Source organism: Enterobacter sp. HK-058-C-ECC, from assembly GCF_047531125.1.
GTDB classification, from domain to species: Bacteria; Pseudomonadota; Gammaproteobacteria; order Enterobacterales; family Enterobacteriaceae; genus Enterobacter; species Enterobacter quasiroggenkampii.
The window spans coordinates 660619-678355 of record NZ_JBLKCH010000002.1; the positions used below are offsets into that span (position 1 = coordinate 660619).

Consider the following 17737-nt stretch of genomic DNA (forward strand, 5'->3'; position numbering starts at 1 on the left):
GGCGTTTTGCTGTGTCACGCGATCCATTTCCGATACCGCCAGAGCAACCTGGTCGATACCACGACTCTGCTCATCAGACGCAGAGGCGATTTCACCCATGATGTCCGTCACGCGGGTGACAGCATTCACGATGTCATTCATGGTCTCCCCGGCGCTTTCCACCAGCACGGAGCCGGTGTCCACGCGGGAGACGGAATCTTCAATCAGCGACTTGATCTCTTTTGCCGCGTTGGCGCTGCGGCTGGCCAGATTGCGCACTTCCCCGGCCACCACGGCAAACCCGCGTCCCTGCTCGCCCGCACGCGCCGCTTCCACGGCGGCGTTCAGCGCCAGAATGTTGGTCTGGAAGGCAATGCCGTCGATGACGCTGATGATGTCGGCGATTTTCTTCGAGCTCTCGGCAATGTCGTGCATGGTTTTCACCACGCCATCCACCACGCGGCCGCCACGCTGTGCCGTCTCGGAGGCGCTTTCCGCCAGCTGAGACGCCTGGCGGGCGTTATCGGCGTTCTGCTTCACGGTCGCGGTGAGCTGCTCCATGCTGGCCGCCGTCTCTTCCAGGGCGGACGCCTGCTGTTCGGTGCGCGAAGAGAGGTCGTTATTGCCCATCGCAATTTCGCTGGTGCCGGTATAGATGGCATCCGTGCCGCTACGCACGTTGGCGACGGTATCGATAAGCGAACGCTGCATATGGTCAACACTGTTTGCCAGCTCGGTGATCTCATTGCGCCCGGACACGGTCAGCGTTTTGGTCAGGTCACCGCCGGCAATGTCACGAATGTGGGCAATGACGCGACCGAGAGGGTTCAGCAGGATATGGCGAATGCCGTACCAGACCGCGATCAGCACAATGACCAGCGCCAGCGCCAACACCGCCATCTGCCATTTCGCAAAGCGGTAGTCATTCTGGCTTTCAGCAAACGCGGAGTGATAAAGATCGCCACTGACCTTCGCGTACTCCCCCAGCGCCGCGCCGAGGGCGTTTTGCATCCCCTGCGTCGGCTGCGCGAAATAGGCGTCCATGTTGCCGCTCTCAAGGAACTGAATCAGCTCTGCCAGACCGGCATGGTAGGCGTTGTATTTTTCGTCAATGTTCTGACTCACCTGCTCCATCGCAGGCTGCGGGGTAATCTTTTTGAAGGCGTCGTAATGTTTTGCGGCGTCAGCGAGGGTGGCACGGGCATTTTTCAACAGATCGGTTTTCGCGCTGCTCTGCTGATTGTTGGGATCCATCATCATGCGCGCGGACGAACGGCTCAGGTTGATACGCGTTTGCAGCATCAGATCCCACGTTGAGGTGAGCTCACTCTGCTGCAGGCGGAGATCGTTCGAGGCCGCAAAGCTGTCCTGGTTCTGTTTTAATGACGAGAAAAAAAGCCCGCCGGAGATAAGCTGAAGTAGTGCGAAAATAACCAGCACCATCATGAGCATTGTGACAACGCGGATACGGTTCAACATACAACACCTTCTCATAGATTTATTAACGGTGTTATCGGCACAGCCAACAGGAACTTTACATTTGCGAAAGGGAAAAGCGCGGGGTTAGAAAGCCACGTCGACAATCAGCGTATCGGTGTAGGTTCCGGCGGGTGGCGTGGCCTGATTGGTCAGAACTTTCGCGGTGTAGTTGTAGGTACGCAGGAGACCGTCGGTACTGACCTGCGACGACGTCGCGCTGGTCCAGCGTTCGCTGCCGCTGCCGCCCCAGCGGTTACCCGTGGCTTCTTTATAGATGTCATAACTCAGGTAGTTACTGCCGCTTACCATCCGGCGCACGTTATTCAGCGCGTTAGCACCGTTGTTAATACCGATGGTATACGTACTGCCTTTGGTACAGGTGACGGCAATCGCCTGCGAGACGGTAGGGAAACTTTGCACCAGCGGCGCGCTGTTGAAGTTGACGTCCGGCGTGGTCATGGCGCTGCAGTCGTTGGTCACGGTCAGGTTAAGGAGAATGGTGGTCGTCGCCGTGCCCGTCTGATTGATTGTGCAAATACCGAGCGCGCCCACGGAGCAGACGCTGTAGTTAACGCTGAAGGTTAACTGCACCTGATACGGCCCGGCAGAAACGTTCTGTCCGGCGACGGTACGGAAATAGAGCGGGATGTTGTACTGCTTTGACCCCAGCAACCCCAGCAGGGTATTCCCGCTCCAGGTATACGATTTACTTATCTGTACCTCGCTGCTGCTCGCGCAGCCCGCGAGTCCGCACAGCCGGGTGGGGATCACGTCCGTGATGGCCGCATTGTCCGTGCGTTTCATGGTGGCCCGACTGCTGCCCGAGACCGATGCCGCGGTATAGGTCAGCGTCACCGAGTCGCTGGTCAACAGATTCAGTATGGCATCGCACGCCACCACCAGCGTGCCGGTGGTTTCCACCTCCCCGGTTCCGCTGAGCGCAAACGACGTGACGCTGCCAAACGAGGCGTTGACCGTACTGACGGTACACGCCGCCCAGCCGCCGCCGGAAAACAGCAGCAGTATCAACAGCAGCAGGCGCTTCATGGCGCCTCCCGGCACACCAGCGGACCGTAGGTTTGCAGCTTGTGCTCCGGGTTGGCTCCCACGGTCAGGGTAGCCCTGCAGCGTTTTCCATCAGGCGCGATCACCTCCAGCGGGTTCACATCGCTAAGATTCTCCAGCCAGGCGATGCCGTCATACCCCACCACCGCATTGCTGCGCGAAGCGCGTCGGACCTGGCTTCCCACCGGCAGCGCCTGGCCGCGCACATCGTGCAGAATGACGCTTGCCACCCGCTCTTGCTCCATCGGGAAATCAACCAGATAGCCGCTGTGACGCCGGATCGCGATCCGCCGCTCGGTCTCTTTCAGACGGGTATCCGCCGGCAGGTTCAGGGTATCAATGCGGTAGCTAGCCGGATAATACGCCGACACACCGCTGACCAGCAGGTAACCGTTGTTATTCGTTTTACCGACGGGCTGATTCTCATAGCTGACGGGCACGTCCGGATGACCGTCGGTACTGATGACGACAAACGCATCGTTGATCTTATTCGCGGCAAACAGTTCGCCGTCCATCAGAACAATCGCGCCCATCGCCTCGCCCCACCAGGTCATCATGTCCCTTTCACCGTAGCCGCCGCCCTGCAGTTCAATATTGTTATTACGCCAGCCCAGCGTGCCCTGCTGATAGTCACTGGATTTTGACTGGTTGGCCCAGGCCATGTTCCAGCTAAAGCCGCCGTCAGACGGCATGGCGTGGTTATAGTTGATGCGCTGGGTACTGCCGGCATCCGGGGTGTTTTCAACGGTGAACGCGGCGCTGTCGCGTGCCCCCAGCGGCACCTGCAGCGACAGCGCGACCGTCCAGTCTCCCCGCTGCTGGTCCCGGCTCCCGGCGAGGTAAATACTGCTCGCGCCCCACAAATTGCGGCTCCATGAGAGATTAAGCAGCTCGGTTTTTTGACTGTCAAAACTTTCCACGCCGATCCAGGCCGCGCCGATGTTGCCGTACTGTCCCAGGTTGAAGGTCAGAGAATACTGGTCCGTATTACGGCTGAAGCTGGCGATGGGTTTATTGTTCTCGTCATACACCGTCGGCTGGTCGTAAAGGGCCAGATTGCCAAAACCGCGGTCACGGCGCGTATGCTGAGTGGCGACGCTGAACTCGCTGGTGCTGTACTGGTAACCCCAGTTGATTTGCCCGCCCGCATCCCCGCGCATGCGGCTCTGCGAGTAAGCGGTATTCACCACGCCAAACTGGCCGAGTTTTATCACCGTCCCTGCCCCGCCCAGCGCCAGCTCCTGCGCCCCTTCCGCATGCCCTTCCAGGGTCAGCCAGTCCGTCACCCCGTAGCGATACGAGCCGCTGCCTGCCGCCGAGCCGTAATCAAAATTCCTGATACCGTAATTACGCCGCAGGCTGCCCAGCGTCACGGCGCCGTCGCTCAGCCCTTTTTTAAGCAAGTCGCTGGTGACGTAAAACGGCAGCGTGGTGCTGACCTGGCGCCCCAGCGCATCCGTCGTGACCAGCACCGCATCCCCGGCGCCGTTGATATAGGGCAGATTGGTCAGGGTGAAGGGACCCGGCTGAAGCTGGGTTGAGCCGGAGCGATACCCGTTGATAAAAAGATCGACCGAGGTGGGTACCGCCGCTTCCCCGGCGAACTCGGGCAGTGGCCACGTCACCAGGTCAGGGCGCAGGGAGAAATCCCGCCCGACGCTGATCCCCCCCATCCGCACGCTGGAACTCCAGCTCAGGGCATCGCTGATCACGTCCCCGACGCTCCAGCTCATCGCGTCATCCTCATTGGTGAACAGCAGGGTCGTGTCATAGCGGACATACCCCTCCTGCTGACCCTCGTTGCCGGTGAAATTTTCCCGGGCATAGCCGGTGGAGGAAAACGAACCGTTCTCGTTAAAGTAGCGGAACTCATGCCAGAGGGACGCCTGTCCGCCGATATGCTCCGTGTGGTTGGTGTAAAGATCGTAATTGAGCAGCGCGCCGCGCCCGAAGTGCGGTTTAGCCTGCGTCGCTTGCGCGCTGAACGGCGTCACGCGGGACGCGACCCAGTCGCGGGGAACAGTCAGCAGCAGGCGCTGCGCGGCGCTGTCGTACTCGACCCGAACCTGAGAAAGCGAAGAGAGATTTACCTCTCCGGCAGGAACATGCTCCGGTGGCAACCCCGCACGCAGCAGGTCGGCGCTGGAGATAAAGAAAGCGCCTTTACGCTGCGTCACGGGCACGACCAGACCGGTGTCGTAGTGGTTAAGCACGAGGGCAAGCTGGAAGACCGCTTCATCATGTATCGCCTGTGCCTGGGGCGGCGGCGGCAGGCTGTCATCGCCGGGCTCAGCCCAGGTCGCGGAACTGACGCAAAGCAGTATCATCATCGCCGGCTTCAGTTGACGGGCGTCGACTGCCATTGTGCGTCCCTGGCATTAATCTGCGCGCTCATCCGCTCCGGCTGACGAACGCCCGCGGGTACCGGCCAGCTACGGGTGCTGCCGGGAAGTACGTAACCCAGCAATCCCTCCGCAACCGTGCGTTTCTGTCCTCCCTGCTCCAGCGCCACCTGGCTCAGCCTGACATGGACATCCCCCCGATTCCGGACCTCCAGTGCCGGCTGCCCATCCGTTCGCGTCACCCGCCAGCTCAGGTTCCGGGTCTCCACCAGCGCGTGATGCGCCCCCTCTTTTATGGTCGGGATCCCCTGACCATACACAAACAGCGGAATGGAGTAACGCATCTGCAATTTGAGGCCGATGGTGGGTTCTGCTTTGGCATCAGGCTGAGGAATTTCATCCACGATAATGCGGTAGGCTTGTTCGATGCCTGCGGGAACGGGAGCTTGCTTAATAAGGCGGATAAGCTGCTTGCTGCCTGTGCCAATCGTGACGATGGGCGGGCTGGCGACCACATCCTGCTGTGCGGTGTAGCGCTCGTGTCCGTCCTCCTGTTTCCAGCGCACAATGCGCACCTGCATCGTTGTGGCGCTGTTTCCCTGGTTCTGGATCCACAGTTCCGTGGCGTTGGCGTCTGCCGCAAGCCACGGGTCGATCGGCCAGAGCAGAATGGTGGCTGCCGCCTGCGCCTGACCGGTTGCCACAGCCATTCCCAACGCGCCCGCCAGACAAACAGGTCTGAAAATTGGCTTCATCAACACTCTCCCTTTATTACCATGACAAGGTCACGGTGAGCTGATCGGAATACGTTCCTGCCGGGCTAAATCCGGTCAGTAGCGCCACGCCAAAAAGCGGCAGCGCGATGTTATTGCTGTTGCTATAGGTCACCGGTATCGCCTGGTTGACGCCAATCTCGCTGTTCGCGGCCAGCGAGCTGCTGCTGTAAAGCCGATATCCCACCACGTCGGCGCCGTTCGAGCGTTTCATGCGGCGAACGGTTGAATAATTCTGGCCGCCATTAATGCTCATGCTCAGCGCCACGCCTGGCGTGCAGGCGATAGACAAGGCCCCGTTTGGCACAAAACTGGTGCTGACCGGTGCGCTCTCGACGCCGTTATGGGTGCCAAAATCCAGCGTCCCGAGAAGCCCTCCGCTGCCGGTGGTCACCACACATCCCGGGACGATGGTCGCGCTGACTTTAAAGGACTGTGATGTCACCGCATTCGCCGCGTGCGTCATCAGCAATCCGACGATCAGCGCGAAAAAAGGCTGCACGTGTCCCTCTGCGCATATGCGCAGACCTGTGAGAGTTGCCTTCATGGCGGTGCAGGACTAATAGGTGACGCTGACGTTAATCGTGTCGGTGTAGGTTCCGGGTACGACCGTCACGCTGTTACCGCCGCCGGTAATACGTCCGTAGAGGGTGTAACTGTCCACCCCTCCTGCCGTAGAGGCGATCGGCAACGCGGTGTTATTGGCAATCACGCTGTTAAACCCGCTATCGCTGTACAGGCTGTACGCCACGCCCTGTGCCGCGTTGGCGGTGTTAACCAGATAGCGGGCAGGTGTTCCCGGGGTGCCAACAACGGTACCGGGAGCGGTGGAGTTGGTGTTGCCGGTGATCGCCACCGTATAGCTGGCGGTCGTACATTGAATGGTGAAGGTGTTTCCGCCGCTGGCGCCGGTGAGCTGGGTGGTCAGAGTGGAAAACGTTGCGGGATGGGTGCCGAAATCCAGTGTCCCGAAGTTAATGCCGTTTTGCGTGGGCGATCCGTTTATCAGACAGCCGTTCGTGAGTGTCAGCGTCGCGCCGATGGTGCCGCTACTGGTGACGGCCAGTGCCTGATGGACCGTTGTCGCAGTCAGTAAGGTGCCTGCGCAGATCAAAAGGAGTTTTCTTTTCATTTACCACCCTCCAGAAGACGTCTCCGTTCCCTTGCCACATTTTATTTATTTCGTTCAAGATGTTAGCCCCGCTTAATGTTCCTCTGAGGGGGGTTATTGAGAATTTAGTTTACGGATATCGCTTCGACCACCTGCCCCTTAACGCATAAGCACTTTGTCTTATTGACTTCATATTTCCTCAAATAACATGTAGTTAAAATCATTTTTTCCGCTTTTTTAATTTATTTTCTGAGAATATATCCATTAAAGTGTGATGCAGATCACAATATATCGTCATGACAATAACAACAAAATTAATAAAACTTAAAAAGGAGTTGTATCCCCCTACGCTTTGCGTCAATTTATGTGCCGAATAATTTCCCGCGTCGTAATAAAAAATTTATATGTATCGCCGCGGGCTACATCTGAAGCGCATAGAGGGTCTTTTTTCGTGGCAAGTGCAAACAAACTCACACTCTTCATCGTGATATTCATGCTGGCGGGTATTCTTTCAGGGGCAGCAATTCATGAATATGCATCTGCGGATGCCATCAAAGCCTGGTCGGATAATATTACCCTTCTGACCGATATTTTCCTCCGACTGATCAAAATGGTCATTGCCCCCCTGGTGTTCAGTACGCTCACCGTCGGCATTATGAAGCTGGGCGAAACCTCTACCATTGGCCGCGTGGGCGGCAAAGCGATGGTATGGTTTATCAGCTCATCCGTGCTCTCTATTCTGGTCGGCCTGTTTATCGTCACGCTGGAGCATCCGGGAAGCGGGCTGAACCTGACCGTCCCGACCGAGGCGGTGGATACCGGTCTGGCCGTTGGGGGCATGACGCTGAAAGCGTTCCTGTCACACACCATTCCAACCAGCATCGCGGGGGCGATGTCGAACAATGAGATCCTGCAGATTGTGGTGTTCTCCATGTTCTTCGGCATTGGCGGCGCGTCGCTGGGGCAGAAATTCAATGCCCCACTGGTGGCTGCGCTGGACGTGGTTTCCCATATCATGCTGAAGGTCACGGGTTATGTGATGTACGTTGCGCCGCTGGCCATTTTCGCGGCAATCTCATCCGTTATCGCCACGCAGGGTCTGGGCATTCTGTTGAACTATGCCTCCTTTATTGGCGGCTACTATGTTGCCATTCTTCTCACCTGCATGGTGCTGCTGGCCGTGGGTTACATGGTGCTGAAAAAAGAGGTGTTCCGCCTGGTCAGCATGCTGAAAGATCCGGTTCTGGTGGCGTTTACCACCAGCAGTTCTGAAGCGGCCTACCCTAAAACGCTGGAGCAACTGGAGCGTTTTGGCTGCTCGCGCAACATCGCCTCTTTCGTTCTGCCGATTGGCTATTCCTTCAACCTGGTGGGGTCGATGGTGTACTGCTCTTTCGCCTCAATGTTTATCGCTCAGGCGTACAACATTCACCTGAGCTTCTCTGAAGTGACGGTGCTGATGCTGACCCTGATGCTGGCCTCAAAAGGGATTGCGGGCGTACCGCGCTCCTCGCTGGTGGTGCTGGCCGCGACGATCCCAAGCTTCAACATCCCGGTCGCCGGTATTTTGCTGCTGATGGGGATCGACCACTTCCTGGACATGGGCCGTTCCGCGATTAACGTGTTGGGTAATGGGATTGCGACCGCGATGCTGTCGCAGAATGAAGGTGCGCGGGAAGCGGACGCTGAAGCTGAGCTGGTAAAGCAGGAAGCGTAATGGCATGAAAAAGCCGGGTGGCGGCTTCGCCTTACCCGGCCTACAAATAGCTCGAACACGTAGGCCGGGTAAGCGTCAGCGCCACCCGGCTTTGTTTTAGGCTACGTGACTCGCCGCGATATCCTGCAGTGAAGACGACCCCGAGCATTAACGTATGGGTGGCCACGAAAGCTGAGCTGATGGAGCAGGATGTAAAAAAGCCGGGTGACGGCTTCGCCTTACCCGGCCTACAAATGGCTCGAACGCGTAGGCCGGGTAAGCGTCAGCGCCACCCGGCTTTGTTTTAGGCTACGTGACTCGCCGCGATATCCAGCAGCGCCATCTCATCGCTGTTCAGCAGCTTCTCAATGTTCACCAGAATCAGCATACGCTCGCCGAGCGCGCCCAGACCGGTCAGGTATTCGGTCGACAGCGTGACCGCAAACTCCGGCGCAGGACGAATCTGGTCAGAGGTCAGGGAAAGCACGTCAGACACGCCATCCACCACGATACCTACCACGCGCTGCCCCAGGTTCAGGACGATCACTACGGTGTTGTCGTTGTAATCAACGTCGCCCTGGCTGAACTTCACGCGCAGGTCCACGATGGGCACAATGACGCCACGCAGGTTGGTGACACCTTTAATAAACGCAGGCGTGTTAGCGATGCGGGTAACCTGGTCGTAACCACGGATTTCCTGCACTTTCAGGATATCGATGCCGTACTCTTCATCGCCTAAAGTGAATACCAGAAATTCCTGTCCTGATGGCTCGCCCGCCAGTTTCGTTACATTACTCATACCGGTCATGTTATTACCTTCTACTTAATCAGGCGGCTGTGTACGCCACACGTTGTTCACGATTTAATCCCTGAAGCGCCGACACGTCGACGATCAGCGCCACGCTACCATCACCCAGAATGGTGGCGGCAGAAATACCCGGCACTTTGCGGTAGTTGCTTTCGAGGTTCTTCACCACCACCTGGTGCTGGCCAATCAGCTGATCGACCAGCAGCGCATAGCGGCGGCCCGCGCTTTGCAGGATCACCACGATACCCTGCGTGGCCTCGGTCTTCGCCCCGTCCACTTCGAACACTTTCCACAGTTCCACCAGCGGCAGGTACTCACCGCGAACCTCGAGCACGCGCTCGCCGCCCGCCAGCGGATGCAGATCTTCCTCACGCGGCTGCAGGGATTCCATCACCGCGTTCAGCGGCAGGATAAAGACTTCGTCCGCCACCTTGACGGACATGCCGTCGAGGATCGCCAGCGTCAGCGGCAGCAGGATGCGAATGGTGGTGCCGGAACCCTGTTTAGACTGGATTTCAACGTGGCCGCCCATCTCCTGGATGTTACGTTTCACCACGTCCATGCCCACGCCGCGCCCGGAGACGTCGGTCACCTGCTCTGCGGTAGAGAAGCCCGGCGCGAAGATCAGCATGCCCACTTCTTCGTCGGTCATGTTTTCATTGACCGCCATCCCCTGCGAAATCGCTTTTGCCAGGATGCGCTCGCGGTTCAGACCTGCGCCGTCATCGGTCACTTCGATACAAATGTTCCCGCCCTGGTGCTCCGCAGAGAGAATCAGGTTGCCGACCGGCGATTTCCCGGCGGCAATGCGGTTTTCCGGCAGTTCGATACCGTGGTCGAGGCTGTTACGCACCAGGTGCGTTAACGGGTCAATGATGCGCTCGATCAGGCTCTTATCCAGTTCGGTTGAGCTGCCCATCAGGGTCAGTTCAATCTGCTTGTTCAGCTTGCTGGCGAGATCGCGGACCAGACGCGGGAAGCGGCTGAAGACATATTCCATCGGCATCATACGGATGGACATGACCGATTCCTGCAGGTCGCGGGCGTTACGCTGCAGCTGGCCCATGCTGGTAATCAAATCCCCGTGGGTGACCGGGTCGAGTTCGTTTGAACGTTGCGCCAGCATCGACTGGGTGATCACCAGTTCGCCCACCAGGTTAATCAGCTGGTCAACCTTCTCAACGGCAACACGGATGCTGGTCGACTCGCTGGAGCGCGCGGCAGGTTTTTCACCACGGCCCGGTGCAGCAGCTTCTTTTGGCACCGCCTTCAGCGCCGGGGCCGCAGGGGCCACAGCCGGTGCGGCGGCCTGGGCGACAACAGCCACCTCTTCCGCAGCCGCTGGGGCGTCAACTGCGACAGTTTCGGTTTCGAAGGCGATTTGATCGGCTTCAATCACAAAGCACAGCACCGCCACGATATCGTCCTGGCCAATACCGTCATCAAGCGTCGCGGCCAGGCTGTCTTTGCCTTTTACCACGTTGCTTAATTTCGCCAGGTTACCCAGCTCTTCTTCCAGCAGGTTAACTTCATTCTCTTTCAGGCGAGACAGCACAACGCGCAGTTTGCCTGCCGGTGCGTCGGCAGGGGCAGACGCCTGCGCGGCAACCGTGTCCACAACGCTCAGTTTTGCGGCAGGAACCACGGCTGCGGCAACCTCACCTTTTGCTTCCAGCGCGAGCTGACGCAGCGCATTGCAGATGTATTCAAAGCTGGCGGCATCAGGCTCTGCCGAACTTTTATAGGCGTCGAGCTGTTCCTGCATAATATCTTTGGTTTCCAAAAACAGGTTGATAATGTCGGTATTGAGCTGCATCTCACCGCGTCGTGCTTCATCAAGCAGGTTTTCCATTAAATGGGTCGTTTCCTGCAGGATGGTAAATCCAAACGTTCCGGCTCCGCCTTTAATGGAATGCGCCGCACGGAAGATGGCATTGAGCTGCTCGGAATCCGGTGCTTCGGGCACCAAATCGAGCAAGTGTTGCTCCATATCGGCCAACAATTCGTCGGCTTCATCAAAGAATGTCTGGTAAAAATCGCTAATATCCATGCTCACGCTATCACCTCGGATTGGCTGGTGGCGATGTTGGAACGGCAGCCGAAGGAACGGCCCCAGGCTGTTTTAAATCGTCCAGTGACTCATTCTGACTTTCGGCGTTTTCATGCAGGATGGCCTGCTCCGCCTGCTGGTTCAGCACTAAAAGACTGATACGACGGTTGATGGCATCATCCGGCCCGCGGTCGGAAACGCGCATGGTTGCGGCCATGCCGACTACGCGCAGTACCTTGCCATCATCAAGCCCACCTACCACCAGCTCGCGACGCGAGGCGTTGGCACGATCGGCAGAAAGTTCCCAGTTGCTGTATCCCTTCTCCCCACTGGCGTACGGGAAATCGTCCGTGTGTCCTGACAGGCTGATTCGGTTAGGAATGCCGTTCAGCACCGGTGCAATGGCGCGCAGAATATCGCGCATGTACGGTTCAACTTCCGCACTCCCGGTTTTAAACATCGGGCGGTTCTGACTGTCGATAATCTGGATACGCAGCCCTTCCTGCACCAGATCAATCTTCAGATGCGGTCGCAGCGCGCGCAGCTTCGGATCCGCTTCAATCAGCTGGTCGAGATCGCCACGCAGTTTCTTCAGGCGCGCCTGTTCCATCTTTCTCTTCAGCTCGTCGATGTTCGGCTCTTTTTTCACCTCACCCTTCTGCTGGGTGTAATCATCGCCGCCGCCCGGGATCGGGCTTTCGCTGTTAGAGATACGCGGTCCGCCAGCCACCGCCGTTGCCAGCGGCGTGCGGAAATACTCGGCAATCTGGATCAGTTCTTTTGGGCTGGAGATGGAGATCAGCCACATCACCAGAAAGAACGCCATCATTGCGGTCATAAAATCGGCGTACGCGATTTTCCACGAGCCGTGCGCGCCATGCCCACCGCCCTTGTGCTTGCGTTTTTTTACGATGACGATCGGATGGGACTGGTTTTTCATGCGTCCTCAGTTGTCGTCTGTTGGTTTGGGTTTTTCACCGCACGCACGTGTTCTTCAAGCTCGATAAACGACGGACGCTCGCTGGAGTAAAGCGTTTTACGGCCAAACTCAACCGCGATCGGTGGCGCATAACCGTTGAGGTTAGAGAGCAGCGTAATCTTCACGCACTGCATCATTTTGGTGGTTTCCGCGCTCTTCTGGCGCAGTACGCTGGCCAGCGGAGAGATAAAGCCATACGCCAGCAAAATACCGAGGAAGGTTCCCACCATCGCATGGGCAATCAGCGCACCGAGCTCCGCTGCCGGACGGTCTGCTGAGGCCAGCGCGTGAACCACCCCCATGACCGCGGCAACGATACCGAATGCCGGAAGCGAGTCGCCGACCAGCGCCAGGCTGTTGGCCGGTACTTCAGATTCGCTTTCATGGGTTTCAATTTCTTCATCCATCAGCGCTTCGATTTCGAAGGTATTCATGTTGCCGCTGATGATCAGTCGCAGATAGTCGACGATGAAATCCAGCATCATGGCATCAGCAAGAATGCGCGGATAGCTGGCAAAAATTTCGCTCTCTTTCGGGTTTTCAATATCCCGCTCGAGCGAGAACATGCCCTGCTGACGCGACTTCGCCATCAGGCGATAGAGCAGTGCCAGCAGATCCATATACATGCTTTTGGTGTATTTCGAGCGACGGAACAGCAATGGAATTGCTTTCAGCGTGCCCTTGATCGATTTACCGTTGTTACCAACGATAAAAGCCCCTACCCCTGCGCCGCCGATGATAATAAGTTCAGCCGGTTGATAGAGTGCTCCAAGGTGCCCGCCGGTCATCATGTAACCGCCGAAAACTGTACCGAGAACTACCAGGTAACCTAATAAGATAAGCACGACATCATCCTTCCGCTAGTGACTATGGCAAGGACGTCCAGCTCGCAGCGTTGACCGTTTACGGGGTAAAAAAAAGCAGCGGTAATCGCTTACCGCTGCTGGAATCTTTCCCACACGTTCGGGTTAAACAGCTTGTTCGATCTGTTCATCCAGCAGTTGTGGAATAATATCGGCAGCATCCCGGGAAAGTTTACGTCTTTTTACTGCGCGGGATGGAGGCTGACATAAACTACAGGCGAAGCTGCCTGCAGGCTGATGAGCATGGGTAATAAAATTGCCGTTGCAGCAGTTGCAGCGCGACAGCTCAAGCATTCCGCTCTCAACAAAACGCACCAGCGTCCATGCGCGGGTCAGCGCCAGCAGAGGACCTTCTTCCTGCTGTGGGCATTGTTCAAGGTAAAGTTTGTAGGCTTTGATCACGGCGTCAACGCCGCTACACAAACCGGTTTTGAGAAGATACTGCCAGGCATTACAGAACATGGAAGCGTGAATATTCTGCTCCCACGTCATAAACCAGTCGGTAGAAAACGGCAGCATGCCTTTCGGCGGGGGACTACCACGTAACTCTTTGTACAGTTTGATCAGACGGCCACGGCTCAACTGCGTCTCGCTTTCCAGCATTTGTAAACGAGCACCCAGTGTAATCAGCTCCATGGCTAACTGTATGTCACGCGCTTCCTGAACAATGCTTTTCTCGCTCATTGCTAGGCCCTTTTCTTACGGGCTACGTCATCAGGCTGGCTGATTTCGTTAAGCAAGCGAGTGGAAAGAAGAATACCGGTATGGATCTGTTGAAGATCGTCTACACGGGACTCCTGCGTCAGACGCGTTATTGTCTGTGAATCATCGAAACGGAACTGGCAAACCAGTTGATTCGTTTCAGCCAGTTTAACCATCTGCGGGAGGGTTAAGCCGCCCAGCATGGTTGCCATTTCTTCGTTAATACCCAGACGAAACATCGCGGACGCCTTGTCCTGACTAATCAAACGCTGCGCGAGCAGTAAATACGACAAATTGATGTCATAGATATGTTTTAGCAACTCGGATGTATGCATTGTTCCCATCCCGAATAACCAACTATTATTTTTATGCGGAAAGACCGCACCCCGTGATGTCGCCGGGAAATCACCCGGTATAAAAAAGAAAAGGCTAAATGCATAGTTGAATTTAGGTTTGTATTCATCGAAACGCGTAAGAGAGAAAACGCGAATGCGTCTCTTACATGTTTTATCATTTCTTACAAATAACTAAGATTTTTCCTAATTCGACGCAAACTCTACTCGTCAGTTTTGACACATACAATCCAGCCATCCTCAAATTTAAAAAAAATGTGATCCACATCACACAATTTAAGTGAATATGACCCATAAATCCATCAGTATGACTTGTAATTTGTTCACTTATTGACCAATCAGCACTGTTTTGTATTCTTAATTGACGAATACTCATGCAGAAGGGGGATCAGAACTGGCATGCAATGTGCTTTTCCATCGGGGAGCGTGGCGCGGAAACATTTACATCAAACACCCCTTCGGGAAACATTTTTCTTACTGTGAAAAAACATAGAGTTATGCAGGGAGCCTAAAAAAGATGTTTCAGTCCGTGATCATTCGAAATGATTTTGTAACGCGTAAAAACGATTCAACAGTCAAGGCATAAATTTGTGTGATTTACGTTAAGTTGTTAATTTTTTTCATTTAGGTCCATTTTTCAGTTATTCTTCTTATAAGAATAATTAATGAATAATTATGATAAGCTTCACACTAATGTCGTAATCAGCCCTTGCAGAACCCCGAAATTCGCGGTAAAGGTGATCAAACGCTGTCAGTCAGACACCCAAGGAGTGCGCCATGAGTTACTCCCATCTACTTGTTTCTGTTGCTGTTTCCCCAGAAAGCCATCAACTCGTCGCCCGGGCGGTGTCCATTGCCAGACCCCACAATGCCCGCATCAGCCTCATCACGCTTGCGGCCGAACCGGAGATGTATAATCAGCTGGCTGCCCCTATGCTGGAGGATATTCGTGAGGTACTTCAGGAGGAAACGCAGCAATTCCTGCGCGAGCTGGTAGAAAAGGCAGATTATCCCGTCTTTGAGACCGTTATTGCGACAGGAGAACTTAATGCCCATATTCTCGATATGTGTCGTAAACAGAATATTGATTTAGTGATATGCGGGAATCATAACCACAGCTTTTTATCGCGCGCAGCCTGCGCGGCGAAATCTATTGTCGCGTCAAGCCAGGTTGATGTGCTGTTAGTACCGCTTGGGGGGCGTTAACCCCCCAGGGAAATATCAGGCAAGTTTAGGGAAGGTTGCGATCTTTTTTTGTAAATCGCCTTCATGGCTTTGTGGGGCGATATCGCGGAGATCCTGAATAAAACGCGCCTGCCAGTGGTTAATATCGTTTTTCCGGATCGTCTCCATCATTTCAGCATGGCGGGAAATACGCTCCGTGAGCGGCATGGTCAGCGCGCGGTTCAGGGCGTTAGCCACGTCATCGCGATCGTAAGGGTTCACAATCAGCGCCGAGGTGAGCTCATTTGCGGCCCCGGCAAACTGGGAGAGCACCAGCACACCCGGATCGGCAGGGTCCTGCGCCGCCACGTATTCTTTCGCGACCAGGTTCATCCCGTCGCGCAGCGGCGTCACCAGGCCGACATCCGCGTAGCGGAAGACCTTCATCAGGATCTTACGGTCAAAGTGCTGGTTCAGATAAAACAGCGGCGTCCAGCCCAGTTGCCCGTAGCGGCCATTAATCCGCCCTGCTTCTGTCTCCAGCTGATGGCGAATGTCCTGATAGGCCTGAACCTCACCGCGCGACGTCGGCGCAATCTGGGTATAACGGATTTTACCGTGATGCTTCGGATATTTATCCAGCAGCGTTTCATATGCCAGGAAGCGCTCCGGCAGCCCTTTGGAATAATCAAGACGCTCGACTGAGAAGATATTTTTCACGTGCTTGAGTTCATTCTTAAGCTGCGCCAATTTTGGCGGCAGCGGGCCAGAGGCCTGCTCCGCGATTTCGTCAGGTTCAATCCCTATTGGATACACTTCGGTGTGGAACGTTTTTCCCCACGCCGTATGGGTTTTCCCGCCTTTGGTCACCAGACGCGCTTTCCCTGACACGGAGTCAAGGAATGCCAGTCGGTCATTTTCCGTCTGGAAGCCCAGCAAATCGTAGTCACACAACGCCTCCAGCAGCTCTTCATGCGGTGGTAGCGCGGTAAAAATTTCCGGCGTCGGGAACGGGATGTGCAGGAAGAAGCCAATCCGGTTATTCACTCCCCTCTTTCGCAGCTCTCTGGCGAACGGCAGCAGGTGATAATCGTGGATCCATAAAATATCGTCTTCTTCTATTAAAGGCAGCAGTTTATCCGCCAGCAGCGCATTCACGCGCGCGTAGCCTTCGAAGGATTCACGCTGGAATTTGACCAGGTCAAGACGATAGTGAAACGCCGGCCACAGGACGGCATTCGAGAACTGCGAGTAATACTCGTCGTAGTCTTTCTCTTTCAGTGCAAACGACGCCCACGTGATGTTCCCGCGCGTCACTTTTTTGAGCGGTTTCTCTTCTTCACTGATTTCTCCGCTCCAGCCAAACCACAGCCCGCCAGCGGCTTTCAAGGCACCTAACACCCCTACCGCCAGGCCACCCGCACTGGCTTTTTTATCATCAGGTGGTGCGATTCGGTTAGAGACGACGACTAAGCGACCCATAATGGTTTCCCCCTTTGTTTTGCGCTATTTGTTGTTGTTGCTGGTTAGCGATATCAGATACCCACTGCCAGACGCTGGCGACATCCGCCAGCCGCCATTCGGCGACAGTGTCACCAGGCCCAACCTTAACGGCGATCCCTCCGGCCTGATTAACCACACGGAACCCGGCCTCGTCGGTCAGGTCATCCCCAAAGAAAACAGGCGTCCGGCCCTTAAAAGGTGCCTCCGCCATAAATGCGGCGATGGCTGCGCCTTTATTAATCCCCTTCGGCTTTACCTCCACCACGCATTTGCCCGGCTGCAGCGCCAGCTGTGGATGTTCATCCGCAACCGTCTGTGCAAGCGCAAGCACGGCAGCTTCATGCTGCGGCGCCTGGCGATAATGCAGGGCAAAGGCCATGCCTTTGGCTTCCAACTCGGTGCCAGGCAGGTCTGCCAGCGCAGCAGAGAGCCGCTTCTGGAGCGTTTGCGTGAGTGCGTCGGGGAGTGAAACGATATGCGTTTGATCATGGATGTCGCGGCGCTCCGCTCCGTGTACACCGGCCAGCGGAAAGTGGTATGGACTGGCGAGCAGATCCAGCTCGGCCATTGAGCGCCCTGATATCAATGCCAGTGCTCCCTCATTCATGAGCGAGAGCTGATGCAAATCCTGTAACACCGCCTCCGGAATAGACACCTGATCGGGGTGCGGTTTTATCCCGGCGAGCGTGCCGTCGAGATCAAAAAAGAAAGCATAGTGTCCGGGCAGTACAGGCGGTGCGGTTAACAAGTCAGCCACCCTTTTCCTCCTTACGGTTGACGAGAGGCAAACGCCTTTACCTCTTTCATAGCCATGTAAGTATAGACAGTGTGACGTCGCTCGCCATTTGACAACCGCCCCGCCAGTAAAAC

Annotated in this window: 16 protein-coding genes; 2 read left to right on the plus strand and 14 right to left on the minus strand. The window is 55.9% G+C overall.

The genetic code is table 11. The features are described from left to right. The 6 genes from tar to ACMWJS_RS07260 form a co-directional block, all read right to left on the minus strand. Nucleotides 1-1458 (minus strand): methyl-accepting chemotaxis protein II (tar, locus tag ACMWJS_RS07235; RefSeq protein WP_414746852.1); only part of this gene is annotated, 1458 nt, incomplete at its 3' end. Nucleotides 1459-1542: 84 nt separating this feature from the next. After that, on the minus strand, nt 1543-2505 hold the full coding sequence (locus ACMWJS_RS07240) for a spore coat protein U domain-containing protein (RefSeq protein ID WP_045372554.1): 963 nt from the start codon (nt 2503-2505) through the stop codon (nt 1543-1545). Then, complete coding sequence (locus tag ACMWJS_RS07245) at nt 2502-4886, minus strand: fimbria/pilus outer membrane usher protein (protein WP_414746853.1); 2385 nt, start codon at nt 4884-4886, stop codon at nt 2502-2504. The genes ACMWJS_RS07240 and ACMWJS_RS07245 overlap by 4 nt, the downstream gene beginning before the upstream one ends. Next, nucleotides 4862-5620, minus strand: a complete 759-nt coding sequence (locus tag ACMWJS_RS07250; protein ID WP_196347193.1) for a molecular chaperone — start codon at nt 5618-5620, stop codon at nt 4862-4864. The genes ACMWJS_RS07245 and ACMWJS_RS07250 overlap by 25 nt, the downstream gene beginning before the upstream one ends. A gap of 16 nt (nt 5621-5636) precedes the next feature. Further along, nucleotides 5637-6185 carry a spore coat U domain-containing protein gene (locus tag ACMWJS_RS07255; protein WP_414746854.1) on the minus strand — a complete coding sequence of 183 codons (549 nt, stop codon included), beginning with the start codon at nt 6183-6185 and terminating at the stop codon, nt 5637-5639. Between the two features lie 12 nt (nt 6186-6197). Next, a complete protein-coding gene (locus tag ACMWJS_RS07260) occupies nt 6198-6770 on the minus strand; it encodes a spore coat U domain-containing protein (RefSeq protein WP_008500422.1) in 573 nt (190 codons plus the stop codon). A 430-nt stretch (nt 6771-7200) separates the two neighbouring features. Here ACMWJS_RS07260 and ACMWJS_RS07265 point away from each other — a divergent pair, with 430 nt between their 5' ends. Next, a complete protein-coding gene (locus tag ACMWJS_RS07265; RefSeq protein ID WP_039266615.1) occupies nt 7201-8466 on the plus strand; it encodes a dicarboxylate/amino acid:cation symporter in 1266 nt (421 codons plus the stop codon). A 283-nt stretch (nt 8467-8749) separates the two neighbouring features. On the opposite strand, the gene cheW is transcribed toward ACMWJS_RS07265, so the two are convergent. The 6 genes from cheW to flhD form a co-directional block, all read right to left on the minus strand. After that, on the minus strand, nt 8750-9253 hold the full coding sequence (cheW, locus tag ACMWJS_RS07270; RefSeq protein WP_008500420.1) for a chemotaxis protein CheW: 504 nt from the start codon (nt 9251-9253) through the stop codon (nt 8750-8752). A 19-nt stretch (nt 9254-9272) separates the two neighbouring features. Beyond that, complete coding sequence (gene cheA / locus ACMWJS_RS07275; protein WP_196347190.1) at nt 9273-11309, minus strand: chemotaxis protein CheA; 2037 nt, start codon at nt 11307-11309, stop codon at nt 9273-9275. Nucleotides 11310-11313: 4 nt separating this feature from the next. Beyond that, nucleotides 11314-12243, minus strand: a complete 930-nt coding sequence (gene motB, locus ACMWJS_RS07280) for a flagellar motor protein MotB (protein ID WP_032658606.1) — start codon at nt 12241-12243, stop codon at nt 11314-11316. After that, on the minus strand, nt 12240-13127 hold the full coding sequence (gene motA, locus ACMWJS_RS07285; protein WP_008500417.1) for a flagellar motor stator protein MotA: 888 nt from the start codon (nt 13125-13127) through the stop codon (nt 12240-12242). The genes motB and motA overlap by 4 nt, the downstream gene beginning before the upstream one ends. 123 nt (nt 13128-13250) lie before the next feature. Then, the gene (gene flhC, locus ACMWJS_RS07290; protein WP_008500416.1) at nt 13251-13829 is read right to left on the minus strand and encodes a flagellar transcriptional regulator FlhC; all 579 of its coding nucleotides are present in this window, start codon (nt 13827-13829) and stop codon (nt 13251-13253) included. Nucleotides 13830-13831: 2 nt separating this feature from the next. Beyond that, the gene (flhD, locus tag ACMWJS_RS07295) at nt 13832-14182 is read right to left on the minus strand and encodes a flagellar transcriptional regulator FlhD (protein ID WP_008500415.1); all 351 of its coding nucleotides are present in this window, start codon (nt 14180-14182) and stop codon (nt 13832-13834) included. A 795-nt stretch (nt 14183-14977) separates the two neighbouring features. Between flhD and uspC the strand changes: the two genes are divergently transcribed. After that, the gene (uspC, locus tag ACMWJS_RS07300) at nt 14978-15406 is read left to right on the plus strand and encodes a universal stress protein UspC (protein ID WP_045908186.1); all 429 of its coding nucleotides are present in this window, start codon (nt 14978-14980) and stop codon (nt 15404-15406) included. A 15-nt stretch (nt 15407-15421) separates the two neighbouring features. On the opposite strand, the gene otsA is transcribed toward uspC, so the two are convergent. After that, a complete protein-coding gene (otsA, locus tag ACMWJS_RS07305; RefSeq protein ID WP_414746855.1) occupies nt 15422-16846 on the minus strand; it encodes an alpha,alpha-trehalose-phosphate synthase in 1425 nt (474 codons plus the stop codon). Beyond that, nucleotides 16821-17624: a trehalose-phosphatase gene (gene otsB / locus ACMWJS_RS07310; RefSeq protein ID WP_235403139.1), complete on the minus strand. Its 804-nt coding sequence runs from the start codon at nt 17622-17624 to the stop codon at nt 16821-16823. The genes otsA and otsB overlap by 26 nt, the downstream gene beginning before the upstream one ends. Nucleotides 17625-17737 lie beyond the last annotated feature (113 nt).